Source organism: Pseudomonas sp. S8 (genome assembly GCF_050473925.1).
In the GTDB taxonomy this organism is placed as follows: Bacteria; Pseudomonadota; Gammaproteobacteria; order Pseudomonadales; family Pseudomonadaceae; genus Aquipseudomonas; species Aquipseudomonas parakoreensis.
Map to the genome: position 1 here is coordinate 2,176,366 of NZ_JBFDVZ010000016.1, position 24,467 is coordinate 2,200,832.

The 24,467-nt window shown below is 61.6% G+C and carries 17 protein-coding genes; 4 read left to right on the top strand and 13 right to left on the bottom strand.

Annotated elements, in window-relative coordinates; genetic code table 11:
- Positions 1-50: 50 nt before the first annotated feature.
- A complete protein-coding gene (locus tag AB1J88_RS10990) occupies positions 51-1,034 on the bottom strand; it encodes a FecR family protein (protein WP_430291054.1) in 984 nt (327 codons plus the stop codon).
- A 40-nt stretch (positions 1,035-1,074) separates the two neighbouring features.
- Positions 1,075-1,575, bottom strand: a complete 501-nt coding sequence (locus tag AB1J88_RS10995; protein WP_047295156.1) for a sigma-70 family RNA polymerase sigma factor — start codon at positions 1,573-1,575, stop codon at positions 1,075-1,077.
- 215 nt (positions 1,576-1,790) lie between these two features.
- On the opposite strand from AB1J88_RS10995, the gene nhaA reads away from it, so the two are divergent.
- Positions 1,791-2,993: a Na+/H+ antiporter NhaA gene (nhaA, locus tag AB1J88_RS11000; RefSeq protein WP_222015344.1), complete on the top strand. Its 1,203-nt coding sequence runs from the start codon at positions 1,791-1,793 to the stop codon at positions 2,991-2,993.
- Positions 2,994-3,166: 173 nt separating this feature from the next.
- Here the strand turns inward: nhaA and AB1J88_RS11005 are convergent, their stop codons facing one another.
- From AB1J88_RS11005 to AB1J88_RS11015, 3 genes are all read right to left on the bottom strand, one after another.
- Entirely contained in the window at positions 3,167-3,547 is a 381-nt protein-coding gene (locus AB1J88_RS11005) for a hypothetical protein (protein ID WP_430291055.1), read from the bottom strand.
- A 335-nt stretch (positions 3,548-3,882) separates the two neighbouring features.
- A complete protein-coding gene (locus tag AB1J88_RS11010; RefSeq protein WP_430291056.1) occupies positions 3,883-8,352 on the bottom strand; it encodes a hemagglutinin repeat-containing protein in 4,470 nt (1,489 codons plus the stop codon).
- A gap of 113 nt (positions 8,353-8,465) precedes the next feature.
- Positions 8,466-10,193 (bottom strand): ShlB/FhaC/HecB family hemolysin secretion/activation protein, encoded by a 1,728-nt coding sequence (locus AB1J88_RS11015; RefSeq protein ID WP_430291057.1) that lies wholly within the window; start codon positions 10,191-10,193, stop codon positions 8,466-8,468.
- A 342-nt stretch (positions 10,194-10,535) separates the two neighbouring features.
- On the opposite strand from AB1J88_RS11015, the gene AB1J88_RS11020 reads away from it, so the two are divergent.
- Positions 10,536-11,657 carry an HlyD family secretion protein gene (locus AB1J88_RS11020; protein ID WP_430291058.1) on the top strand — a complete coding sequence of 374 codons (1,122 nt, stop codon included), beginning with the start codon at positions 10,536-10,538 and terminating at the stop codon, positions 11,655-11,657.
- On the top strand, positions 11,654-13,246 hold the full coding sequence (locus tag AB1J88_RS11025; protein ID WP_430291059.1) for a DHA2 family efflux MFS transporter permease subunit: 1,593 nt from the start codon (positions 11,654-11,656) through the stop codon (positions 13,244-13,246). Before AB1J88_RS11020 ends, AB1J88_RS11025 begins: the two co-directional genes overlap by 4 nt.
- Before the next feature lie 136 nt (positions 13,247-13,382).
- On the opposite strand, the gene AB1J88_RS11030 is transcribed toward AB1J88_RS11025, so the two are convergent.
- From AB1J88_RS11030 to AB1J88_RS11040, 3 genes are all read right to left on the bottom strand, one after another.
- A complete protein-coding gene (locus AB1J88_RS11030) occupies positions 13,383-13,823 on the bottom strand; it encodes a carboxymuconolactone decarboxylase family protein (protein WP_086794853.1) in 441 nt (146 codons plus the stop codon).
- A 98-nt stretch (positions 13,824-13,921) separates the two neighbouring features.
- Positions 13,922-15,364, bottom strand: a complete 1,443-nt coding sequence (locus AB1J88_RS11035) for a mechanosensitive ion channel domain-containing protein (RefSeq protein WP_041070791.1) — start codon at positions 15,362-15,364, stop codon at positions 13,922-13,924.
- Between the two features lie 207 nt (positions 15,365-15,571).
- Complete coding sequence (locus AB1J88_RS11040) at positions 15,572-16,438, bottom strand: pirin family protein (protein ID WP_430291060.1); 867 nt, start codon at positions 16,436-16,438, stop codon at positions 15,572-15,574.
- A gap of 323 nt (positions 16,439-16,761) precedes the next feature.
- Here AB1J88_RS11040 and dkgB point away from each other — a divergent pair, with 323 nt between their 5' ends.
- A complete protein-coding gene (gene dkgB, locus AB1J88_RS11045) occupies positions 16,762-17,565 on the top strand; it encodes a 2,5-didehydrogluconate reductase DkgB (RefSeq protein WP_430291061.1) in 804 nt (267 codons plus the stop codon).
- 4 nt (positions 17,566-17,569) lie between these two features.
- On the opposite strand, the gene AB1J88_RS11050 is transcribed toward dkgB, so the two are convergent.
- The 5 genes from AB1J88_RS11050 to AB1J88_RS11070 form a co-directional block, all read right to left on the bottom strand.
- Entirely contained in the window at positions 17,570-20,788 is a 3,219-nt protein-coding gene (locus AB1J88_RS11050) for a transporter substrate-binding domain-containing protein (protein ID WP_430291062.1), read from the bottom strand.
- Between the two features lie 8 nt (positions 20,789-20,796).
- Positions 20,797-21,423: a response regulator gene (locus AB1J88_RS11055; protein WP_430291063.1), complete on the bottom strand. Its 627-nt coding sequence runs from the start codon at positions 21,421-21,423 to the stop codon at positions 20,797-20,799.
- A gap of 142 nt (positions 21,424-21,565) precedes the next feature.
- Entirely contained in the window at positions 21,566-22,000 is a 435-nt protein-coding gene (locus AB1J88_RS11060) for a chemotaxis protein CheY (protein ID WP_086794850.1), read from the bottom strand.
- Positions 22,001-22,086: 86 nt separating this feature from the next.
- Positions 22,087-23,295 carry an EAL domain-containing response regulator gene (locus AB1J88_RS11065; protein ID WP_430291064.1) on the bottom strand — a complete coding sequence of 403 codons (1,209 nt, stop codon included), beginning with the start codon at positions 23,293-23,295 and terminating at the stop codon, positions 22,087-22,089.
- Between the two features lie 343 nt (positions 23,296-23,638).
- Positions 23,639-24,355, bottom strand: a complete 717-nt coding sequence (locus AB1J88_RS11070; protein ID WP_430291065.1) for an MgtC/SapB family protein — start codon at positions 24,353-24,355, stop codon at positions 23,639-23,641.
- Positions 24,356-24,467 lie beyond the last annotated feature (112 nt).

Sequence of the window (24,467 nt, forward strand, 5' to 3'; positions counted from 1 at the left end):
ACCAGTTGCAGTTGAACAGGAAGACGATGAACTCGAAAAAAACCTGAATGCTATTTTGAAATTATTTCCTGACTGCCGTCGGCCAAGGTGCGCACGGCCACCGGCAGGATGTTTGGCAGGGCCTTGAGCAAGGCGTCGGTGTTGTCGGATTTGAACACACTGGTCAAGCGCAGGTTGGCCACCGTCGCGTTGGCGACCTTCAGCGGTTTGTCGCGATAGCGCGAAACCTCCGCCACCACTTCGCTGAGGCTGGCGTTGTTGAACACCAGTTTGCCGCTGCGCCAGGCCGTCAGTTCGACGGGGTTGACCGCATAGGCCGCAGCGACTTTGCCCTCGGCGTCGACATGGGTGCCGAGGCCTGCGGTGAGGTTGATGAAAGCATTGTCCGGTGCATTGCGCCCCTGCACCTTGACCGTGCCCTGCTCCACCGCAACCCGGGTTTGCGTGGCATCGCGGCGCACATCGAAACGCGTGCCGGTGACCGTGACCTTGCCGCTGCCAGCCTCAACCACGAACGGGCGCGAGGTGTCGTGCTGAACGCTGAACATCGCTTCGCCTTCACTCAATTCGATCAGTCGTCGATCCTGCTCAAAACGCACCTGCAGACGGCTGCGGCTGTTCAGATCAATCACTGAACCGTCCGGCAACGCCACGTGCTTGCGTTCGCCCAGCGCCGTGGCGAACTCGGCGTGATAGCCGCCCGGATGATTCAAACCACTGAACAGACCGAGCCCGAGCGCCACCGCCAACACGCTGGCGGCCACGGCATAACGCAGTAAAGGACGTCGCTCGCGGCGGGTTGACGGTGTTTCAATAAGCGCTTTGAGGCGTGGCGCCGGTAACAGATCGGCGGCGGTCCACAGACCTTGCAGCAACTGGAATTCATCACGGTGCTGCGGATGCTGGTTCAGCCAGGCGTCGAAGCGCTGCTGTTCGTCGGCACTGATCAGCGGTTCCTGCAAACGCACAAACCAGCGTGCCGCCTCATCGCGCACCGTTGTTTGCCCGCACGCGCAATCACGGGTATCCATCATGGAATGTCCTGTCGGGCTGGGGATGAAAAGCGGCGGCCGCTCATGACTGCATGCCATCGAGACGGTCGCGCAGATGCCGCAGGGTGCGAATCATATATTTTTCGACCATGTTCCTGGACAGTCCCAGGCGTTCGGCGATCTCTGCCTGGGTCAGCCCTTCGATCTTCTGCCAGACGAAAATCCTCCGGCAATTGAGCGGCAGTTCCTGCAGCGCCCGTTCGATGGAGTCGGCCAACTGGATCGCCTGCATGTAATGCTCCGGGTCGCCGGTGGACGACACACTGTGATCGATCGCCTGCGACTCCATGGCTTCCCGCCGATCCTCACGCCGATAACCGTCGACCGCGATGTTGCGTGCGGTCTGGTGCAGATACGCCCGTGGCTGCTGCACCGCTGCCGAATCGGATTCGAGCACCCGCACAAAGGTGTCGTGCGCCAGATCCTCGGCCTGCGCGCGATTGCGCAGGCGCCGGGTCCAGGTGCCGATCAACTCTTCGTAATGCTCGAAAAAGCCGGGTCTGCGGGGCAGCATGGGGTTCATGACAGCGTGCTGGGGGAAAGAGGCGTGAATAGTAATGCTTCCTATTAAGCCCGGCAATTCATTCCTTGGAAACGCTCGTTTCAAGGGTAATCGTCAGTAAAACCGCGCCTTCCCCCACCTATTGTGTAAAATGCCGCCCGGGTGCCACCGCAACAACGCGGCAGGGCAGGTTTAATTCAGCGCAGGTCGGGCCGCCGCGCGGAGTTCCCGTGCCTATGAGCCACGATCCGTCACGCCTGCAGGCTGCCCGTCAGCAGTCGCCGTCTGCTTTGGCCTTTCTCACCCGATTCTTCGCTGCCGAGTCCGCCGGTGGCCTGATCCTGATGGCCGCCGCCCTCGCCGCGCTGCTGGTCGCCAACTCGCCTTGGGCAGCCACCTACTTCTCGACCCTGCACATCAAAGTCGCTGGTCTGTCGATCGAGCATTGGGTGAACGATGGCCTGATGGCGATCTTCTTCATGCTGGTGGGCCTGGAGATCAAGCGCGAAATGCTCGCCGGTCAGTTGTCGACCTGGGGGCAGCGCGCGCTGCCGGGCTTTGCCGCACTGGGCGGGATGCTGGTCCCGGCCTTGATCTACGTTGCGATCAATTGGGGCAATCCACAGACCCTGAGCGGTTGGGCGATCCCCGCTGCCACCGACATTGCTTTTGCCCTGGGCGTGCTGTCGCTGCTGGGCAAACGGGTGCCCGTCTCGTTGAAAATCTTCCTCTCGGCGCTGGCCATCCTCGATGACCTGGGCGCGGTGGTGATCATCGCGATTTTCTACACCAGCGGCCTGTCGATAAGCATGCTGCTGGCGTCGCTGGCGGTGATTGCACTGCTGGTGATCCTCAACCGCTGCGGGGTCAGAAAGCTGTGGCCGTACCTGATCGCTGGCGCCCTGCTGTGGTTCTTCATGCTGCAATCGGGGATCCACGCGACCCTCGCCGGGGTGATTCTGGCCCTGTGCATTCCGCTGGGTAACCCGGAAGACGAGCACAACTCGCCGCTGCTCTACCTCGAAGAAAAAATGCATCCGTGGGTGGCGTTCGCCGTGGTGCCGATTTTCGGCTTCGCCAACGCGGGCGTGTCGCTGACCGGCATTTCTCCGAGCAACCTGCTTGAGCCGGTGCCGTTGGGCGTGGCGCTGGGGCTGTTGTTCGGCAAGCAGATCGGCATCCTCGGCCTCGGCGCCTTGGCGATTCGCAGCGGTCTGGCGCAACTGCCGCAGGGCGCGAGCTGGCTGCAACTGTATGGCGTCGCCCTGCTCTGCGGGATCGGCTTCACCATGAGCCTGTTCATTGGCGCACTGGCCTTCCCGGGCGCGCCGCATCTGGTCGATTCGGTGAAGGTCGGCGTGTTGCTGGGTTCGATCCTGTCGGCGCTGCTGGCGGTGGTCGTGCTGATGAATGCGGGTAAGGCGAAGGCGTCGAACTGACCCTCTGCGGCAAGCAGTCCCGGTCAACTCGCGTTGACTGGGACTGTGGCGATTGCGGCCGAGCTATGCGATCTGGAGCTGTTGCGACCCAACGGCTCTGGATCCTTCAGTGACCTCAAGACGTTGCGCCCGCAACAGATCCCGCCCACTGTGCAAATCAGCCTTTTTGCACCTCAAACTTCGTCGCATGACTGCCCTGCAGCATTTAACAATCTTACCTGGACCAGTGCATCCCCCACCTCGCCACCGTTGATTGCATAGGTAGCACGGGCCGATCCATCTTTAATAGGCTTGATATGCGTTGACCAATCACCAACTGTTATTACAACACCCTCGGAGATGTCCTCCGAAGTGATAGCGTGCTTGAGCGAAGTCTCGGTACCGACAATGGGTTGCTTGCCCGCTTGATCGGTATATCCCTGCCAGTTCAGTTTCAATACGGCCCCGATCTGCGTGTCTGGCAACAGCCTCACTTTAACCCTTACACCGCCCATTGGATTCGAACGGCAATTGATGACGCCGTCTTTTGCATCCGGAAATGTGATATCGCTCATTTTTGCAGCTCCTTGAAATGACTTGATAAAGGCCGGGATAAAACCAATCTGGTTTGAAGTACCGGAACCTGATCTTCAGTTTTCAAGTTCATCGTCACAACTGTTAGAAATGACAGTTTTTTAGAACGCCTAGCTATAACTTTGATAGATAGCCGATATATATTGAACCTGCGGTGTGCCAGCAACGGTTTAGCAGCGACTATCGGCGCGGCAATGACCACAGATCAAAACGAGCGAGCTTGCTCGCGAAGGCGCTGGTTCAGTCAACAGCCTCGCTGACTGAACTGACGCCTTCGCGAGCAAGCCCGCTCCCACAGTTTTTACAGCGGTGCTACTCAGCCTTTTTCGTCGATTCCGGCCTGCAGGGTCTGGCTGTCCAGGTGGCCGCTCAGGGTCACCGGACCGACTTTCAGATTGTCGTTATCGAACGACACCTTCGGTGCGTTCTCCTCGGTTTTCTGCGGCAGGTCCAGTCCGGCTTTCACGCCGTATTCAAGATTGACCAAGTCGCTGCTACCGACCTTCGAACCGCCCAGGTCCACCTTGCCTTCAGTCGCCGAAATCCGCGCGCCGGTCAACTGTGTCGCACCGCCCACCGCAAGGTTCACACCCTGATTGCCACCGATGCCGGACGCCTGCGCCACGCTGTCCTTGTGCGCGTATTCGCCCTGCGCTTTCAGCGTTGGTTTGTAGTCGGTGCCGGCGAGTTTTTCCTTGTCGCTCGGCGGGTTCTTCTTCGCGGCAAGGCCCAGATCGACATCGACCCTGGCTTGCGTCTTCGAGTCCTGACGGCTGTCGGCGGTCAGGTCACCGGCAACCTTGCCACTGACAGTGTTCGCGTCGATCCGTGCGCCCGACAGTTGTGCATCGCCTGCGCTGTTGAGGACCACGCTGTCAGCCTTGATCTGGCTGTTCTGCTGGGTGGTGCCTTGCAGGTAATCGACGCCGACCTTGGCCCCGGCGTTGAAGCCGTGGTCGCTGCTGGCCTGTTCATCGGCGGCGGTCGGGGTCTTGCTGCTCAGGTTGCCGCCGGCATTCAGCGCGACGTTCCAGTTGTTGCGGCTCTCGGTGGATTGCGCCGACTCCTGAACGAAGCCACCCTTCTGCGCATCGATGCTGACGTTCGGCGCGCCTACCTGCGTGCCTTGCAGGTGCACCGCGTCACCGCTCAACACCACGTTACTCTGGCTGCTGAGCTGACCACCGGTCAGGGTTTTCGAGTGTTCGTTGACCCGACCGATGTTGAAGTTGCCGCTCAGATTAGCGCCCTGATCGCGACTCTTCTCGCTGCTGGATTTGCTGCCGCCGCCCTTCAAACCGCCGCCGAGATTGCTGCCGGTCGCGGTGTGGGTATCAACGGCCGCTTGCAGATCAAGCTTGCCGTCAGCGTGCAGATCGATAGCGCCGGCGCTGTCGATCTTCGTGCCTTGCTGAACCTGATTGCCGCCGCTGCTCAGTTGCACCGAGCCGTTGCCGCTGATGCTCGCCACATGAGCCTGAGTGTCAGTGGTCTGCTTGCCGGTATGATCGAGCTGAAAGCCCGCGCCGAGGTCGACGTTGGTGCCGTCGGTGCCCGGCATGGTGCCGACCGTCAGCGAGCCGTTGCCGCGCAGGCTGGAGTCGCTGCTGCTCTGGCGATCATTGGCCTGATTCAGCGCCAGATCGCCGCCAGTCTTGATGTTCACACCGCCCTGCGCGCCGTCGAAACGGCTGCCAGCGAACTGCGCGTCACCGCCAACGTTGATGTTCACACCCTGATTGCCGGCATACCCGCCGACCACCGCCGTGCTGCTGTCCTTGCTGCTGTAGCGGTTGCCGCCCGCGCCGCTGCCGGCGACGTTTACGTCTTCGCCGGTCTTGGTGTAGACGCGCACGTCGACCTTGGCGTCCACTGAGTTATCGGTGCTGCTGTGAGTGTTGCTCGCGGCATCGGCAACCAGTGTGTCAGCGCTGATGTTGACCTTGCCGTTGCTCGCGCTGTACTGAGTGCCCTGGTCACGCAGGGTGCCGGCGCTTTTCACGTCGACACTGCCGCCATCGAAACGACTGACTACCGCGTTGCTGCTCTGCTCGGTCTTGTCGGCGCTGCCGTGACCGATCGCCACGTCGAGGCCGACGTTCGGCTGGCCAAGATTGCTCAGGCCTTCCTTGTCCGGCACCTTGCCGTTGAGCACATCCTTGACCGCACCGGCAATCGGGCGGGCGATGTCCTTGTACTCGACATTGGCGCCGATGTCCGCCGACCAGGTGCTCTGGTTATGGCTGCTGTTTTCGGTGTTGCTTGCCGCGCGGTTGTCGATCTCGTTGGCCGCGACGTTCAGACTGTTGCCAGCCTTGACCTGCGCGCCTTCGGTCACCAGCTTGTCGGCGTTGAGGGTCAAGCCGCCGCTGCTCTGCACGTTGGTGGTTTGCGCGGTGGTTTTGCTGCTGCTGTCTTGCGTGGTGCTGTGGGCAAAATCGACGCCACTGCCGGCACGGTCGAGGCCGCCGGTGTAGTAGAAACCGCCGCCGGTGCTGGAGGTGTCGGTCGAAGTTTTGTGGCTGTCCTGTTCGGCCAGCAACGACACATTTTTGCCGCCCAGCGTGGTGTCGCCAGCGGTGGATTTGACTTCACCGCCCTTGATCGTCAGATCGCCGCCGGCCTTCACTTGCACGCTGCCGCCGCTGAGGCTCGAACCTTGCTGGTTGACGTCGTTGCGGGTGACGGTCTGCTGCTTGTCTTCGTAGTGCACCCCGGCGCGGTATTGCTCCGGCGTTTGCTCTTTGGCGTAGGCATCGAAGCCACGGGTCTCGGTGGTCGAACTGCTGTCGTGGCTGTTCTGCGTGGAATGCACGTTCACATCACCGGCAGCGTCCGCCGTCAGCGCGCCGCCAGCCTTGACCGTGGAACCGGCCACTTCGATGTCCTTGGCGCTTTTGAGCTTTAGGTTGCTGTCGGAAACCAGCTCGCTGCGCACCGTGGTGCTGTCCCTGGAATTCTGCCGCGACTCGTCCTTGGTGATGCCGAAGAATTTGCTGTCCTTGTCGTGGTTGTTGCTGTGCGAAGTGTCCTGCACACCGTCGATCAGCAGCGAACCCTGATCGCTGATCACGCTGGCCTCGGTGCCGCCACGGACCTGGCTGCCGCTGATGCGCACGTCGTCAGCCTTGACGATCAGTTTGCCCGCCGCATTGATTTTGCTGCCCTGATGCCGGGTCTGGCCCTTGTCAGCGTCACCGGTCTTGCCGAAGAAACCGCCACCCACCAGGTCGCCGGAGTAACTGTTGTTGTTGCTGCGACTGGTGCGCGTGGCGGTGGTGACGTCCACTTGCTTGCCCGCCAGTTTCACATCGCCGGCGCTGTTCAGTTCGGCGCCTTCGGCGCGCAACAACGCGGCGGTCTGCAGCGCGATATTGCCGCCCTTCAACTGGCTGCTGATGCTGCGCTGCTCTTCGCTGCTGTTGTTCCAGTCAGCCTTCCACAAATGCTTGCGATGGTTGCCCTGATCGGTCTGAGTGTGGCTTTCGGTGGCCGCAGTCAGGCGCAGATCGCCGCCACTCTGCACATCGAGATTTTTCGCCGCTTCAACTTTCGCAGCTTTGAGTTCGGTGTCTTTGCCGGAGGTCAGCCTGGCGTCGCGGCTGGCGACGATCTGGCTGCCGTGCTGGCGAGTTTCACTGTCGGTCTGGGTGCGGTCGTAGGTTTCCCAAGTGATGCCGATGGTGCTGTTGCTCCAGTTCTCGCGTTTTTCCTGAAGCTTGCGGCTTTCTACGGTGCTCAGTGTCAGGTTGCGCTTGGCATTGACGCTGACGTCGCGAGCACTGACATCGGTGGCGGCCAATGTCAGGTCGTTGCCGCTGTGCAGGCCGACATCGCCCTGACTGCTGCGAATGCCGGCACGGGTCACGTCGAGGCTGTTGGGGACGGTTTCACCGCTGACACTCAGGTCGCCAGCCGAACGGATCTGCACGCCGTCACGCCCGGCCACTTGCACCGCCCCCACACGCACGCCCGCGCCTTCGGCGGTGCTGACGATGTTGATGCGCCCGGCCTGCATCGCGCCGAACAGGCTGGCGTCGATGCGTTGATCGGTGGTGTTGCCCGCCGGGTCCACGGTTTTTACCTGACCGCTGGCGTAATCCACCTGATTGCGTCCGACCGTGAGGTTCAGTTGATCGCGGGCGTCGATGCGGCCCTGGCTGTCGATACGCGGGGCGATCAGGTTGACCGAACCCTCGGCATTACGCAGGCCGCCACTCTGAATCTGCAACTGACCGCTGGCGTCGCGGGTGTTCAGTGCTTGCAGTTTGCCGTCGTTCAATTCAGGACGACCGACCAGCAGACTGGCGTTCGGCGTGTTGATGAAACTGCCGCCGTTCACCGAGATGCCGTTGGGGTTGGCCAGCACGTAATCGGCGGCGCGGCCGAAGATTTCCTGGGCGCCATTGATCGCCGAAGGGTTACGGCTGATCACCTCGTTGAGGATCACGCTCGCCGCCTGCCCCTGAAGTTGCGGGTTGGCCGCCAGTTGCCCGGCGAGCTGCGATTGCCCGGCCTGCAAGGCGTTATTCAGCACCAGCCCCTGACGGTCGACGTTGTAGTCGAGGAACTGGTTGTGCGACAGGCCCGAGCCGTTGGGCGCGACGATATTGACGATGGGCACGCCGCCCTGGGTCTGCAATTGCGCGGTGCCGCCGGGGCCGGGTGCGACCACTACACCGCCGGCGAGAGCGGTCGGCAGGTGCACGGCGAAGAACAGGCTGGCGATCGCCCAGCGCAGTTTGCCCCGAGGAGAAAGATGAAATGCAAAGGTGTGTGCTGGCATAAAAACGTCTCCATGTAAGTACGGCATCACGGCGCGCGATTGAGTATTGGCCGTGGCTGTCGCGCTCAGATCCGACGGCTGTTTGTTCACTGCTTGATAAGTCTCGGTGGTGCTCATATCTGCAACCCCACGCGCATCAGCCAGGTCTCTGGCTCGTGCTGCAATCCGTTGGGGGTGTTGAGGGCGCGCTGGTAGTCGACGTCCACTTGCAGATTCTTCCAGCCCAGATTCAGCCCGACGCTGGCGCCGCTCAGGCGTTGGCTCTGGGCACCGTGGTCGGCCTTGAGCCAGCCGTTGTCCAGCGCCACGCGGGGGGTGATCTGCACCGGCCAGTCGTTGCGCAGGGGCAGACGCAGGGTGTTGCGCCAGATCGCGCCGCTGGCAGCGGATGCGCTGTTGACCCGATAGCCGCGCACTGCCGAATCGTCGGTGCCAAGCAACTGTTCGATGGCTGGCAACGGGTCGGGGCTGTATTGCAAATTGAGCTGGCTTTGCCACTGCCACGCTTGCGCGCCGAACTGGCCGTTACGCCACTGGCTGAGGCCGGCGCGGTACTTGTGAAATTGCGCTTTGGGCAGGTTGTTGACCGCGTGATTGGCGTCGTCATCGGCGCCCAGCCAGCGCAGGCCTTGCGAGTAGGTGAAGTCGAGGTTCCACACCGCACGGTCGAGCCAGAACAGATTGAGTCCGGCTTCGGCCACGGTCAGGGTCGGGCTTTGAATGCCCAGACGGACATTTTCCAGATAGCTGTCGACGTCCTTGTGTGCCAGTTGCAGGTTGGCGCTGAGCTGGCGGCTCTGGTCGCGCCACAACACGCGGTCGGCGCGCAGGCTCAGTTGATCGGTGATGCCGGTGCTGTACAAAGTCGCGCTGGGCAGTTTGAACGGCGCGCGATATTCGGCATGGCTGGCGAATGCGCTGTAGGTCCAATAGCCGTAGGGAATCGCGTAATACAGGCTGGCGTTGCGACTGTAGCGGTCGCCCTGATTCAACGTGTCGCTGGCGCTGAGGCTCAGCAGGTCGTTAAGTTGCAACGGGCTGTCGACGCTCAGGCTGACGCTGTTGCGATCCCGCCCGGTGCTGGCGCTGCCGAGGTTGTCCATGCCCAGCCCCAACGCCCAGCGCGACGGCCCGGCCGTGCGCGAACGCAGGATGATTCGCGACGCGCCGGGCTGGCTGCCGGGGGCGATGTCGGCGGTCAGGTCAAGCGAACGCAGGCGGTTCAACTGATCGAGGCCTTGCTCCAGATCGCGCAGGTTCAGCGGCTGGCCGAGCATGTGCGGGAACGCGCCGCCCAGCGAAACGGGCAGGCTTTGATCGGCCAGTTCGATGGACTCGATGTAGCCCTCGTCCACCATGATGTCCAGCGACTGCCCCGCCGCCGGCGCGCTCAACAGGTACGGGCGGCTGGCGATGTAGCCCTGCTCGACATAGATCGCGGTGATGGTCGCCAGCAAACGATTGATCTGGCCGACGCCCATGCACGGCGCCAGCAGCGGTTTGATCCGCGTGTTGAGCTTGTTGCTGTCGAGTAGCGTAACGCCGCCGATGCGCGTGCCGCTCAGTGGCCAGCAGCGTTCATCGGGGGTGACGGTTTGCGGGATGGCCGGCGTGGCCGGTGCCGGACCGAACGCACCGCGCTCCAGTTGGCGCTTGCGCTGCTCGAGCTGCAGTTGTTGCAGATCGCGCTGTTGCTGTTGCTGCTGGCGCAGCACTTCCTGGCCCGGCGCAACAGGGTCAGCCGCTTGAATCGAGGAGGCACACACACTCAACACAAAGGCCGACAACAGCGGGCAAAGCGTGAAGCGACGACGAGAAACAGCGCGAAGCAAATACGGCACGCAACATCCTTGCAAGCATGAAATGGCGTAATGCCACTTCATCAATGCGAGTGATAGTCAGAGCCTTCCTACACAAATGCAAGACGCTTCCTACAGCGCTTACATTTCTTAAACATTTGATTTTGCTGCGTTCAACGCTAGGCCATCAGGGTTTCCCCGAGGGCTTTCATCGAGTACTCGAAGACCTGCCCCGCATTACCAGGGCTGTCATTCATCGAAACCGCTCCAAACCCCGAGGCCGGGTAAGCAACTGACGACCGGCACAAAAACATAATTGCCACAAAATATTACTTGCGTCATATTACGACTGTAATAACTACTCGTTCCCGCAGGTATTACGCCATGACCGCCATGTCCACCCTCGAGCCCGGCCTGTCATCCCCGGTTACTCCCGCCAAACCGCCATTGCGCAAGCGCCTGCTGCTGACCGGCGCCGGCCTGATCGCGCTGGTCGTGGTCGGCGTGTACGCCAGTCATTGGTGGAGCACCGGGCGTTTTCTCGAGGAGACTGACGATGCTTACATCGGTGGCGACGTCACGGTGATCGGGCCGAAGGTTGCCGGCTACATCGAAGAAGTGCTGGTCAGCGACAACCAATCGGTGAAGGCCGGCGAGGTGCTGATCCGCCTCGACGCGCGCGACTATCGCGCCAACCTCGCCAAAGCCGAAGGCGCAGTAGCCGCCGAAGAGGCGCTGCTGGCCAACCTCGATGCCACTGAACAACTGCAGCAAGCGGTGATCGGCCAGGCCCGCGCCGGCATCGATGCCGCCGGCGCCGAAACCGCCCGCTCGCGGGACGACAACGCGCGCTACAAACGCCTGGTCAGCAGCAATGCCGTGTCGGTGGAAAGCGCCCAACGCGCCGACGCCAGCTTCAAGACCGCCCAGGCCCTGAGTGCCCGTGCCCAGGCCGAACTGCTCGCCGCTCAGCGCCAACTGGCGGTGATCGACACCCAGAAACAACAGGCCCGCGCCGCCCTGCAACAAGCCCGGGCCGAGCGTGATCTGGCGCAGTTGAACCTCGGCTACACCGAACTGCGCGCGCCGGTTGATGGCGTGATCGGCAATCGCCGCGCACGGGTTGGCGCCTATGCCCAGGCGGGGTCGCAACAGTTGTCGGTGGTGCCGGCCAGCGGTCTGTGGGTGGATGCCAACTTCAAGGAGGACCAACTGGCGCGGATGAAACCCGGGCAACGGGTGAGCATCCGCGCCGACGTGCTTTCCGGCCAGGAATTCCACGGCCGCCTCGACAGCCTCGCCCCCGCCACCGGCTCGCAATTCAGCGTGCTGCCGCCAGAGAACGCCACCGGCAACTTCACCAAAATCGTCCAGCGGGTGCCGGTGCGAATTCTGCTCGATCCGGCCGACGGCGTGCTCGGGCACCTGCGGCCAGGCTTGTCGGTCACCGCTGAAGTCGACACCCGCGCGCCCGCTGAATCCAGCGCCGTGGCCGTCGCACCATGAGCACCACCCTCACCGCCCCGGCGCAACCGTTCAACGCCGCCGACATGGCCACCGCAACCAAAGTGTTCGCCTTCGCCACGATGTGCATCGGCATGTTCATTGCGCTGCTGGACATCCAGATCGTCTCGGCCTCGCTGCGCGACATCGGCGGCGGACTCTCGGCCGGCACCGACGAAACCGCGTGGGTGCAGACCAGTTACCTGATCGCCGAAATCATCGTGATCCCGCTGTCGGGCTGGCTGTCGCGGGTGTTCTCCACCCGCTGGCTGTTCTGTGCTTCGGCGGTCGGTTTCACCCTGGCCAGTTTGCTTTGCGGTGTGGCGTGGAACATCCAGAGCATGATCGCCTTTCGGGCGCTGCAGGGCTTTCTCGGCGGCTCGATGATTCCGCTGGTGTTCACCACCGCGTTCTTTTTCTTCACCGGCAAACAACGGGTGATCGCCGCCGCAACCATCGGCGCCGTGGCGTCACTGGCGCCGACCCTGGGTCCGGTAATCGGCGGCTGGATTACCGACATTTCCTCATGGCACTGGCTGTTCTACATCAACCTGGTGCCGGGGATTTTCGTGGCCGTGGCCGTGCCGATGCTGGTAAAGATCGACCAGCCGGAACTGGCGCTGCTCAAGGGCGCGGACTACCTGAGCATGGTGTTTCTCGCGCTGTTTCTCGGTTGCCTGGAATACACCCTCGAAGAAGGCCCGCGCTGGAACTGGTTCAGCGATCAAACGATTCTGACCACGGCGTGGATCAGCGGTCTGGCGGGTCTGGCCTTTATCGGGCGCACCTTGCACGTGGCCAATCCGATCGTCGATCTGCGCGCACTCAAGGATCGCAACTTTGCCTTGGGCTGCTTCTTTTCCTTTGTCACCGGGATTGGTCTGTTCGCGACGATTTACCTGACGCCGCTGTTTCTCGGCCGGGTGCGAGGCTACAGCGCGCTGGACATTGGTCTGGCGGTTTTTTCCACCGGGGTGTTCCAGATCATGGCGATTCCGTTGTACGCCTTTCTCGCCAATCGCATGGATTTGCGCTGGATCATGATGCTTGGGTTGGGCTTGTTTGCCGTATCGATGTGGGAGTTCAGTCCAATCACCCACGACTGGGGCGCCGGCCAATTGATGTTGCCGCAAGCGCTGCGCGGGATCGCCCAGCAACTGGCGGTACCGCCGGCAGTGACGCTGACCTTGGGAGGCTTGGCACCGGCACGCTTGAAGCACGCTTCGGGGCTGTTCAACCTGATGCGCAATCTGGGCGGGGCCATCGGCATTGCCGCCTGCGCGACCATTCTCAATGACCGCACCAACCTGCACTTCACCCGCCTGGCCGAGCATTTGAACAGCAGCAACGAGGCGCTGAATCAGTGGTTGTCGCAGGTCGGTGGCAACCTGGCGACATTGGGCCAGAGCGGTGATGTCGGGACCACCGCCGGCCTGCGTCAACTGTGGTTGCTGACTTACCGCGAGGCGCAGACCCAGACCTACGGCGATACCTTTTTGATGATCATGCTGTGCTTCATCATCGCCACGGCGATGGTGCCCTTGATGCGCAAGGTACAACCACCATCTGCGCCGAGTGCGGATGCGCATTGATCACCCTTTCCGAAACGCCCCTCCCCCTGTAGGAGCTGCCGCAGGCTGCGATCTTTTGATCTTGTTTTTAAAATCAAAGTCAAAAGATCGCAGCCTGCGGCAGCTCCTACAGGGGTTAGGGGTTAGGGGTTAGGGCTTAGAGCTGCGGGGTTTTGCGGAAGCCTACGGCCAGACGGTTCCAGCTGTTGATGGTGCTGATCGCCACGCTCAGGTCGACCATTTCCTTGGGCGTGAATTGCGCAGCGACGATGTCATAGTCTTCGTCCGGCGCGTGAGTCAGGCTCAGTTGAGTCAGCGACTCGGTCCACAGCAGCGCCGCACGTTCGCGCTCGGTGAAGAATGGCGCCTCACGCCACGCGGTCACCGCGAACAGCCGGCGCGGGGTCTCACCGCCCTTGATAGCGTCAGCGGTGTGCATGTCGATGCAGAATGCGCAGCCGTTGATCTGCGAAGCGCGCAGCTTGACCAGTTCGATCAGGGTCTTTTCCAGCGGCAGTTTCGAGACCGCGGTTTCCAGGGCCATCATCGCTTTCAGGGCGTCTGGGGAGGCGGTGTAGAAATCGGTACGAGCTTTCATGGTGGAGTTTCCGGGGGCCAGTGAATGTGTGACTAAGGTAGTCCCGCCACTGCCCCGGACAAATAGCCAATCTCCCGGAAGACGAGTAGACCACCGCGTCACACGCGCTGACGCAACCAGTGCAGGAACCCGGTTTTCGCCACCACGGTCGGCACGTCCTGGGTCAGGGTCTGGGCCTTGTGCAGGCGATAATCGAGCAAGGCTTTCATCGCCTCGTTGATGTCGTGGCGGGCATCCAGGCACGGCTTCAGGTAGGTCTTCTCGATGCGATACAGCGCGCAAAAGGTTTTTGCTGCGAAGGTCGCCGGCACCGACGAATCAGACAGAATCCCGGCCTCGCCAATCACTTCGCCCGGCCCCATGCGCCCGGATTCGAACGGGCTGCCATGGCGGGTCAACGTCACGCTGACCACGCCGGATTCGATGATGAACAAATGGTCGCTGACCTCGCCGGCTTCGAGGATCGTCTCGCCGGCACGAAAGGTTTGCAGGGTCATGTTCTGGCTGAAGGTGTCTTTCTCTTCCTGGCGCAGGGTGGAGAAAATCGGTGAGCTGTCGAGCAGCGCCCGCGGCCGCGAAAGGTTGCCGGTGACGATCGGTTCGACACTCGACAACAGATTGACCCCGGACGCCTGCAGATGCCGGTAAGCCAGATCGAACAGCTGATTGCGCACCGGACGTTTCTGGTCCATCGACGACACAAAGCCGCTGATTTCGTATTCGACACCGGTGCTGCTGGCGCTTTTCAGTGCGACGCTCGGCGCGGGATTGTCCAGCAGCGGACGGCAGCCCTGCATCGCCCGTTCCAGCGCATCGATCACCGTATTGGGCCGGGCATGCGGGCTGACCTGGACACTGACGGCCAGGCCGAACATGTTGCTCGGCCGGCTGAAGTTGATGATCTTGGCCTTGGCCGCCAGCGAGTTGGGAATCACCGCCATGCTGCCCTGGCTGGTCTGCAGACGCGTAGCGCGCCAATCGATGTCGATGACCCGGCCTTCGGTGCCGTCGATGGAGATCCAGTCATCGATCTGATACGGCTTGGTGGTGTTGAGCACGATCCCGGAAAACACATCACTGAGGGTGCTCTGCAACGCCAGACCGACAATGATCGCCAAGGCCCCGGATGTTGCCAGCACGCCTTTGACCGGCAAGTCCAGCACGTAGGCCAGTGCGGCGATAATGGCGATCAGGAAAATCACCGCACCGAGCAGATCCTGCAACAGCCGCCCGGTGTGCCCGACGCGCTGCATCATCACCGCGCCGATCAGCACGGTCAGGGTGCGTGCGCCAAACAGCCACCAACCGATCTGCAACCCGGTCGCCGCCAGATGCAACGGCACGTTGTCCGCCCACGGCGCAGGCTCCATCGGGTTGAGGCCTTCGTTGAACAGCACCGCGCTGAACAGGCTGAAAATCAGCACCCGCACCAACAGCTTCCACGCGCTGCCACGGGAACTGATCAGGCGCCACAGGCCCAGATCGAGCAGGATCAGGATCAACGCGCAAAACAACGGATGTTCGGTCAAGAAAGACAGCATCAAACCACTCCGATACGGGCCAATCGCGAGAAGATCGCACAGATTCGCTCAGTGTAGGAGCAATTGATTTCAGAGGCAGAACGCCCGCGCAAAAACACCAGAAACCAAATTAGAAGCGGGCTTGCTCGCGAAAGCGGTGGCTCAGTCAAACACGCATCGACTGTAAGTCCGCTATCGCGAGCAAGCCCGCTCCCACAGGGGTGAAATTTACCCGTGCATCTGGCCAAAACGCCCGGACTGGAAGTCGGCGAATGCCTGATGAATTTCCTGCTCGGTGTTCATCACGAACGGACCATGGCCGACAATCGGTTCGTCGATCGGCTCGCCGCTGAGCAACAGCACCACCGCGTCTTCACCGGCCTCAAGGGTCAACTGACGACCGTCGCGCTCGAACAGCACCAATTGCCCGGCACCCGCAGTTTCCACACCGTTTATCTTGACCGACCCTTTCAACAGCACCAGCGCAGTGTTGCGCCCTTCGTGCAGATCCAGGCTCAGCAACTTGCCGGCATTGAGCCGCAGGTCCCAGACGTCGATCGGCGTGAACGTGCGCGATGGGCCTGTGTACCCATCGAACTCACCGGCAATCAGCCGCAGGCTGCCGGCGTCGTCCTTCAGCGCGATATTCGGAATATCGCCGTCGAGTATGGTCTGGTAGCCGGGCGCGGCCATTTTGTCCTTGGCCGGCAGGTTGACCCACAGCTGCACCATTTCGAGCTTGCCGCCGGTTCTGGCGAAATCATCCGAATGAAACTCTTCATGCAGGATCCCGGACGCAGCCGTCATCCACTGCACGTCGCCCGGGCCGATGGTGCCGCCGCTGCCGGTGGAGTCACGGTGCTGCACCTCACCGTCGTAGACGATGGTCACGGTTTCAAAACCACGATGCGGATGCTGGCCAACACCGCGGCGCTCGGTGGTCGGGGTGAATTGCGCAGGTCCTGCGTGATCGAGCAGCAGGAACGGGCTGATGTGCTTGCCCAGATTGTCGTAGGAAAACAGAGTGCGAACCGGGAAGCCATCGCCGACCCAATGGCCGCGAGGGCTGGTGTAGATACCGATGATGTTTTTCATGGTTGCCTCCAGAAAAGTGGGTGACGCAATGGATTAAGCTTAAATCCATGACGGCCGGAGGACTAGACGGCAAAAATCAGCTTAAGTGTTCCATCTGCAGGACAGTAGTGCACTTTTCGCGAGCAATTCACAACCCCCTGTAGGAGCTGCGGCACGCTGCGATCTTTTGATCTTGTTGTTTAAAATCAAAAGATCGCAGCGTGCCGCAGCGCCTACAAGATTCGTGACTTCTGCTCAACAGTGCTTTGCCCCACCAGCGGTTTTTCTCAAGAACGCAGACGCGGATACTCCCGCCCATTCTCACTGCAACCCTGGAGTCATCAATGTCTGTTCCCGCTTTTGGTCTGGGTACGTTTCGCCTGCAAGGCCAGGTGGTGATCGATTCGGTGCGTAATGCGCTGGATCTCGGTTACCGCGTCATCGACACCGCGCAGATCTACGAGAACGAAGCCGAGGTCGGTCAAGCCATCGCCGCCAGCGGCATTGCTCGCCAAGAGCTGTTCATCACCAGCAAGATCTGGATCGCCAATTTCGCCAAGGATCGCTTGATCGACAGCCTCAAGGAAAGCCTGCGCAAGCTGCAAACCGACTACCTCGACCTGACGCTGATCCACTGGCCATCGCCGGAAGATCAAGTGCCCGTCGCCGAGTTCATGGGCGCGCTGCTCGAAGCCAAACGTCTGGGCCTGACTCGGCAGATCGGCGTTTCCAACTTCACCATCGAGCTGATGCAACAGGCGATTGCAGCGGTCGGCGCAGAAAACATCGCCACCAACCAGATCGAACTGCACCCGTACCTGCAAAACCGCAAAGTGGTCGAGTTCGCGCAAAGCCAAGGCATCCAGATCACCTCGTACATGACCCTCGCCTATGGCGAAGTGCTCAAGGACCCGCTGATCCAGCAGATTGCCGCACGCCTGCAAGCGACCCCGGCGCAAGTCACTCTGGCCTGGGCAATGCAACAGGGCTACGCGGTGATTCCATCGTCGACCCGACGCGCCAATCTGCAGAGCAACCTCGGTGCTACGGCGCTGACCCTGAGCGACGCCGACATGGCGTTGATCGCCACACTGGAACGTGGCCAGCGCCTGACCAGCCCGGAAGGCATTGCTCCGCTGTGGGACTGATCGTTCAGCTCTGAAGGCGCTGCGCGAGACTGAGCATGGCCTGGCGCAGCACCTCGACCGAGCGCTCGACCACTTGGATTTCGGCGTCTCGGCAGGCCTGCTCAAGATCCGCACAGGCTGCCACCACTCGCGCGGCACCGACCATCTGCGCGCCGCCCTTGATGTGATGCGCCAGCGTGCACAATTCACTCGGATTGGGAGGCTGGCGTGCGACGTCCAGCCGTTGCAGGTCGTCCTGCAGACTGCACAAGATTTGCTCTCGCAAACGTTGTATCAGCGCATGATCGTCACCGGCCATTTGCTCCAGCGCACTCAGGTCGAGTTCGGTCAAGGGCCGTGGCTGCTTCGGCTCGCCCGCATTTTCGCTGTGCCTGGCGCCCTGCAATGCCAGCGCCAGATCAGCCAGGCGGATCGGTTTGAACAGGCAATCATCCATACCGGCCTCAAGACACCGTGCCTTTTCCTCGATCTGCGCATTGGCGGTAAAGCCGAGAATCAGACACCGTGCCCGGCCGCTCGCCGCCTCTTCGCCACGGATCGCCCGCGCGAGTTCGTAGCCGTTGCGCCGGGGCATGTTGCAGTCGGTGATCAGCACGTCAAACGCTTGCGCCCGCCAGCGTTGCAGCCCCTGTTCCCCGTCCTCCATATCAACGGTGCGGTGGCCGAGTTCACTCAACTGCCAACAGAGCAGCAGCCGGTTGACCGGATGGTCATCCACCACCAGCACGCTCAGTGAGCGCGCCGGCGTGTCGGCCACCGCGGTGCTTGCAGCCTCGGTGGCAAGCGCGGCCAACGATTGCAATTGCAGACTGACCTCGACCTCTGTTCCATGCCCCGGCTCGCTGTCAAGGCGCAGCGTACCGCCCATCATTTCGCAGAGCTCACGGCTGATCACCAACCCCAGCCCCGAGCCGCTGCGCGCGGACTGCCCGGGGTTGCCGGCCTGGACAAACGGGCTGAACAGGCGCTGGCGGTCATGCTCGCTGATGCCGATGCCACTGTCTTCGATCACCACCGTCACGCCCACGCTTGCGAGCGGCATCGCGTGCACTGATAGCCGCAAGCTGACCTCGCCTTGCTCGGTGAACTTGATCGCGTTGCTCAACAGGTTCGACAGCACTTGCTTGAAGCGCACCGGATCAATCAACACATCAACGTCACTGCCCGCCCCCAGCTCGATGTGCCAGGACAGGCACTTTTGTCGCGCCAGCCCTTCGAATACCCGGCACACCGAAGCCACCAGTTCACGCAGGTTGGCCCGCTGCGGCGCGAGGGACAACTGCCCGGATTCGATGCGCGCGATATCGAGAATATCGCCAATCAGCGCGAGCAGTTGCTGACCGGCGCCCGACGCAACCTGAATCGCCAACCGGTCAGTGACACCCTCCTCGGCACGCTTGAGCGCCAGTTCGAGCATGCCGATCAACGCGTTCATCGGCGTGCGGATTTCATGGCTCATGGTCGCCAGGAAAGTCGTCTTGGCGCGGTTGGCATCGTCAGCCGCCTCCTTGGCCTGCTGCAACTGATGCAACCATTGCTGACGCTGACGTAACTGCCAGCGCTGAAAACCGATCCAGGCCAGCGCCAGCACCAGCAACCCCGCCGCGGCGGCAAACCCGAGGACAATCTCGCGGCGGTGGCGCACCCAATAGCTCTCCTCCACCACCACATCATGGCTCCAGCGCTCGACCAACTCGTCCATCTGCTGCGGCGCGATGCTCAGCAGTGCCTTGTTCAGCATTGTGTGCAGCGCCGTGGCTTGCGGTGCAGTCGCCAATGCAATGCGTGCCGGTTGATCGCCGACGGTGTTGGTGATGCGCAAACGCTCGCGGTACTGGCGGGCAAGCAGAAAGCGCGCCACCAGCAGTGAACTGACGGTCGCATCGGCCTGGTCCTTGACGATCAGTTCCATGCCCTCGGCGGGACTGCGCACCTCCACCAGTCGGACTCGTGGCACGCGCCGCACCAGGTAGTCGCGCAACGGATGCCCGCGATAAATCGCCAGGCGCTTGTCCTGTAAATCGTCGAGGCTGCGCGGGCTGCCGGCCGTTGTCGCACTGATCAGCACAAACGGGTTGTTCAGATAGGCGCGGGTGAACTGCAGCTCGGCTTCACGCTCGCTGCTGGGCGTCACCACCGGCAACACGTCGAGTTCACCGGCCTTGAGCTGTTCGATCTGGCGGTCCAGCGAACGCCCCCGAACCACGTCGAATTGCAAACCGGTGCGCTGGCTGATCAGGTTGAGCAGCTGTGCCGACAGACCACTGAAACGGCCCTCGGCATCAAAAAAACTCAGTGGCGCGAAGTCCTCGATCACCCCCACCCGCACCACCGGGTGCTGCGCCAACCAGTCCTGCTCGCTGGCACTCAGGTGTACCCGCGACTGTGCGGCCATCTGCGCGCGTCCTGCGCTCCAGCGTTGCTCGATAAGCTGACGACGCTCCATGGGAATCGCCACCAGTGCCTTGTCGATGATGCGTTTGAGGCGTACTTCACTGCGCCGCAGGGCGAAACCGAAGGCGTTGGCATCCAGCCCGGACGGCCCGGCCAATTGCAGGTCATTGCGATAATTGGTGTTGATCAGGTAATTGGCGCTGATCAGATCGCCGAGATAGCCATCATCGACACCGAAAGCCACCGCCCCCAGTGCGTCCATCGCCGAGGGATAGCGCAGCACCTGCGCCTCGGGATAGAACGCCTGCACACTGGCCAGCGGCAGATAATCCTCGACCATGGCGATGCGTTTGCCTGCCAGATCCACCGACAACGTTTCGTCAAACCGGGTCACCAGCATCGGCTGATCGTCGGCGTAGGGTCGCGACAGGACGAAATCAGGGTCGGCGAGTTCAAAGCTGTTGGAGGTGCCGAGCAGGTCGAGTTCACCATGTTTCAGCGCAGCCATGACTTGCTCGCGATTGGCGAAACGCTGCACATCGATGCGCACCCCGAGCAGTTGCGCCAGCAGCTCGGCGTAATCGGCGGTGAGCCCTTCCAGCTCTTGTTGATTGCGGGTGATTTCGAACGGCGGATAGTCCGCACCGGAAATGCCCATGCGCAAGACCGGATGCTGGCGTAACCACTGACGGTCACGCCCATCGAGCGCAACATGGACATTGTCCAGTTCGGCTTGGGGCAACAGTTGCAGGTGCTGCGCCGGGTCACTGGCCCAAGAGGTGGCCGTGATGCTCAACCACAGGACACAGCACCAGCCTTGCCGATTCATCAGGTCACTCAGAGCAAATGATTGCGTTTGGCGAATTCGCGCAAGTGCACCGTCGAGTTGATTCCGAGTTTTTTCATCAAACGGGTTTTGTAGGTGCTGACGGTTTTATGGCTCAGGTGCATGTCTTCGGCAATCAGTTTGTTAGCTTTGCCCTGGGCCAATTGCTCAAGGATATTCAGCTCACGATTGGACAGGTCGTCGATCATCTGCTTTTCGCTGCGGTGCAAAGGGGTCGACGTATAGTCCTTGTCAGACGGCGCCGCAAAGTAGGAATAGCCTGACATCAACGCCTGAATTGCCTTGTGCAATTGCAGCAACTGGTTGGTTTTGGCCACGAAGCCCAAGGCACCGGCACGCAGGCAGCGGTCCTGATAATACTGCGGGTCCTGAGAGGTGAAGATCAGCACCTTGCATTTGGGGTCGATGGCCTTCAGCCGTTCCAGCACCTCCAGGCCACCGATCCCCGGTAACTTGAGGTCGAGTATCACCAGCTTGGGTTTGTGCTCACGATTCAGGGCCAGGGCCTCGCTGGCGCTCGCGGCCTCGTGAATCTCCTTGAATCGCTCGGTCTGGAGTACGAGTCTCACGGCTGCGCGCACCACCGGATGATCGTCGACGATCAGCGCTGACTTCATGACGGCTCCCCGTGCAACCACATGACAAAGGTGCCACGACGTCGGATGCTGCGGACGCCGTCGCTGTGCAAAGACTGTTACACGGGAACCCTGCGGGATCTACCTGTCAGATCTGACAGTTGCAGCAAACGCCAAACCGTGCTCAAGCCCGGCGCTGCAGGGCCGATGCCGGGTTCCGGGCATTCGCTGCGCACTGCGGCGGGCCCTCAACCCGATCCATCAGGTGCTTGATCGCTGCCAGGTCGGGCAGTGCGACATGGCTGATCTGCATGTTCTCCTGAGCAAAACCTGCCGGGGTCTGCACCGGGGCCGAAGGTTCGTTGTAGATCAGAACATGACGGACATGCGGGTTGTTCAGGAAAAAGTCCGACAGGTCCAGCGACCCGGCCGTCAGTTCGGCATTGATGACTACGGCATCGAAGGGTTCGCAGCCGTATTCCACCAGCGTCAGCAACTCCAGCAGACTCTGCACCGGAGCGACGCGGAAGTATTCGAGATGGTTGAACAGCCGCTCGATTTTCATTCGGTGAAAATGCTGCGGATCGGCAATCAGGATGCGCAGGGTTTTATTGATCATGCTCGATATCCCGAAGTTCGGAGATGGCGCGCCGAGATTACGCATCTCGCCGGAACAGCTCTGTAGGACCTTTCCTAAAAATCCGCTCATTCGTCTGTTCCTTTGCCGTGGTTGCGCCGTTGTAGCCAGTTCAACAGATCGGCCCCGGCCATCGGCCGTGCGTACCAGTAGCCCTGCCCTTGCGTGCAGCCCAGCGCCAGCAGTTCACGACGTTGCGCGGCGGTTTCGATGCCTTCGATGACCACGCTCATGCCCAAGGCTTCGCCCAACGCCAGGGTGCTGCTGATGGCCGCGCGGCAACGGGGTTCATGCGCAAGGTTGCGAATGAAATCGGCGTCGAGCTTGATCTCGTTGAAGGGCAACTGACACAGGCGTTGCAACGAAGAGAATCCGGCGCCGAAGTCATCGATCGACAAGCGACAGCCCATCATCCGCAACCGCACCAGTGTCTCCAGGCTGGTGGCGGGTGCCTCGAGCAGGCCGCTTTCGGTCAGCTCGAAGGTCAGGCTCGAGCCGCTGCTTGTATGTTCGGCCAACAGGCTTTTCAACGTCGACGTCAGTTGCGCATTGGCCAGTTGCACGGTTTGCAGGTTGAACGCCAGGTTCAGGACAAAGCCTTGCGCCCGGGCGCTGCGCTGCATCTGCAAGGCCTCGTCGATCTGCGCCAACAGCATCTCGTCGAGCAGCCCGCAACGCTCGAGCACCGGCAAGAACAGCGCTGGCGTAATCATCCCGCGTGTCGGGTGCTGCCAGCGGCACAGCACTTCGACACCACGGACCTCGCCGTTCTGCAGGTCGAACTTGGGTTGATACCAGGCCTGCAATTGGCCCTCGGCCAGCGCATGGCGGACCGTCGTTTCACTGGCCAGCGTCATCGCGCGCAGCGGCTGCGGCGGGCTGATCTGCCGGTTGACGAATGTGTCGAGTAACTCGGCCAGTCCCTCAACGTGCAGCGGTTTGCCGACATCACCGAGCAGGTCCAGCCCAAGCAGTGCAACCATCTGACGCACCGCCCGCCGCAGGTCCGCCGACAGCGCACTGCAGATGATCACCGACCTGACCTGCCCCGAGGCGCCGACCCGTTGCAGAAACGCCAGCCCGTCCATGCCCTCCATCTGCAAGTCGCACAGGGCGATGTCCACCGCGCCGACTTCATCGAGCAACGCCAGCGCCTGCGCACCATCGCTGGCCTCCAGCACCTGCTGACAACCCAGCCCTTGCAGGAGGTTCACCGCCACGGAGCGCTGAAAAGCGTGGTCTTCAAGCACCAGGATACGAAGCGGCAGGTTGGGCATGAGGGTCGGATCGCTGTGGGTGACGCACGGATGAGAATGGAGCTCGCGAGGGAGCGTCTGTGGTCGCTTAACCATCGAGATGTTCCAGCACGGTGCCAGGGCCCTGGCGATTCCGGATCGCAGAGCGTGTAGGACTTAGAGTTTGACGGCGTAAGAAAATGTGTTGAGCACGCTATCCAGAACTCACCAGAAACGCTGTAGGAAACGTCCTGAAAACAGCTGGAAATCTCTTGAAAGCCGACAAGATGCCGCACAGGCATTGGCCGATGCGGCGATGTTCATGACAGCACCAGCGACTGTGAACGCTGAGAGCCACGCCCAATGGCGGTGCAATGTGGTTGCCTTATTCGGTGGTGCTGGGACTCCAGAACGCCTGCACCACCAGCGCCGACGTCGAGATCCGCGCCACCAGCGCATCGAGTTCATCACCGTCGACCGAGGTGGTCGCCAGCGTGGCTTCGATCTCGATTTCGTCGGCACCGAAGGCGTGTACATCGACGTCGCTGGCCGGGTAATTGCTGCGTTCCAGCTCGGCTTCGAGCAGGGCGAACACGGCTTTCTGCTGCGAGCGCCTGGCGATCACGTAAACGATGTTGGTGACTTCCGCCGAGACCACGTCCAGTGGCTGGCGGTTGATGTTGTTGACGATCGGTCGCAGCAAGGTGTTGGCGGCGAGGATGAACAGCGTGCCGAGCACCGCCTCGGCCAACAGGTCGGCCCCGGCGCAAGCGCCGACGGCGGCGGAAGTCCACAAGGTCGCGGCGGTGTTGAGGCCACGGACGTGACCTTCCTCGCGCATGATCACGCCCGCGCCGAGAAAGCCAATGCCGGAAACCACGTACGCGACTACCCGCACTGCGCCTTCAGCGCCGCCGAGACGGTTGGCCATGTCGACGAAAATCGCCGCACCGACCGCCACCAGCACGTTGGTGCGCAGGCCGGCGGTGCGTTGCCGGTACTGGCGCTCGAAACCGATCAGGCCACCGAGGATGAACGCCGCGCTGAGGCTGACGAGGGTGTCGAGCAGCGAGGTGAGGTTGAGGTTGTTGATGGCTTGCATGATGAAGCTCCTTGAATAGTCCACAGTCCCTTTGTTGGGCTTGCTGCCAATTCACTTGAACTACCCGTTCCCTGTAGGAGCTGCCGCAGGCTGCGATCTGTTGATCTTGTCT